The sequence below is a fragment of the Natrinema soli genome (genome assembly GCF_028618695.1).
On the sequence record NZ_JAQIVI010000750.1, the window covers coordinates 1 to 1,447 of the forward strand.

The window sequence follows — 1,447 nt, forward strand, 5'->3', positions numbered from 1 at the left end:
CCAGCGGGGTCCATTGCGTCGGCTGTGGCGACCGCTACGGCGTGCCCGCGGACGCGACGATCCGCGACGAGCGCTGCGATTGTGGCCTCCCCAAGATGCGCGTCGAACGCGGGTTGGCGTTCAACATCTGCCTCGACAGAGGCTGTGAGTCCCTCGACGCGGCCGTCAAGCAAGCGTTCGACCGCGAGTGGGCGTGTCCCGAACCCGACTGCGACGGCGACCTCCGGATCCTCCGGCGCGGCGGCCTCATCGCCGGCTGCGAGCACTATCCCGACTGCGACACCGGCTTCGCCGTCCCCGCCGGCGTCGTCAACAGCGACTGTAACTGCGGGCTGCCGACCTTCGAGACCGCCAGCGGCATCCGCTGTCTCGATGCGACCTGCGATCGAGGGCTCGAAGCGCCGCTCGAGGCCGACTCCGCGGCGGACGATTGAACGGACTACAACCCGGAAAGGGGGTCGCTCCTACCGAGCGATAGCCTGCCGACCAGCCGCCGCTACGGTGGGTGGGACTGAAAGGGGCTGGCTGTCTCGGAGAAGCACGACGACGCAAGCACTGGCGGGAGCGAGTGAAACGAGCGACCGAAGCGCGCAGCGAGGCGCGCGATCCGAGACCGCCAGGGGCTTTCGAGGTGGTTGCAGCGGGAACCTCACCGAGTCTCATCGGGGTTCTCGAGGCCGTCACTCCGAAAGCGTTCAGACAGATTCCGGCTGAAATGAGGGATCGATCCGTAGCCACTTAGTCACGGCCCGCAAAACCCCGGCCATGGCACTCGAGGGGCGATTCGACGACGGCGTCGTCCGCGTGGGCGGCGACGCGCGCCAGCGCTATCACGACTCGCGGGGCTACGGCTATCCGCTCGAGGGCAACGAAATCGCCCTCGCGCCGGTCGAAGCGGCCCACCTCCTGTATCGGGGGGACCTCGAGGCGGTCGTCGACGCCGCGACCGGCGAGCGCCTCGGGTTTCGGGCGTTCGTGGCCCGCGAGCCCGGCGAGAATTTCGGGGTCCGATTTCTGGTCTACGCGGACCTGCGGTCGCGGGGCTTCTACCTCTCGCCGGCCGCGGAGCCGTGGGTTCCGAACCCGCCGAGCGGGGAGGCCGACTTCGCGGTCTTCCCGCGAGGAAAGGGACCTCGAGACGGCGAGATCGCCTACGCGCTGCGGATCATCGGCGAGCGGACCGACATTCCGGCCGCCGAACTCCGGGAGGGCGTGCTGGCGGTCGTCGACGAGGAGAGCGAAATTACCTACTTCGAGGTGGGGCGGCGGGATCCGACCGGCACGTCGGGTGCCGACGCCACACTGCCCGAGGACTGCGAGGCCGACCTGCTCGCGGATCGGGTCGTCGTCTGGGAGCCGCCGCTGTCCCTCTACGAGCAGACGTTCTACGGCCAGCCCCTCGAGGGCCGGGAGTACGACGAGCCGACGCTGCAGTGTTCGCTGCTCG

General features: G+C 69.2%; 2 pseudogenes. Both read left to right on the plus strand.

The window, feature by feature from the left end:
• Positions 1–434: pseudogene (locus tag PGX04_RS31550) on the plus strand (DUF91 domain-containing protein); the annotation flags it as partial.
• A gap of 331 nt (positions 435–765) precedes the next feature.
• Positions 766–1,447 (plus strand): annotated as a pseudogene (locus PGX04_RS31555) (tRNA-intron lyase); the annotation flags it as partial.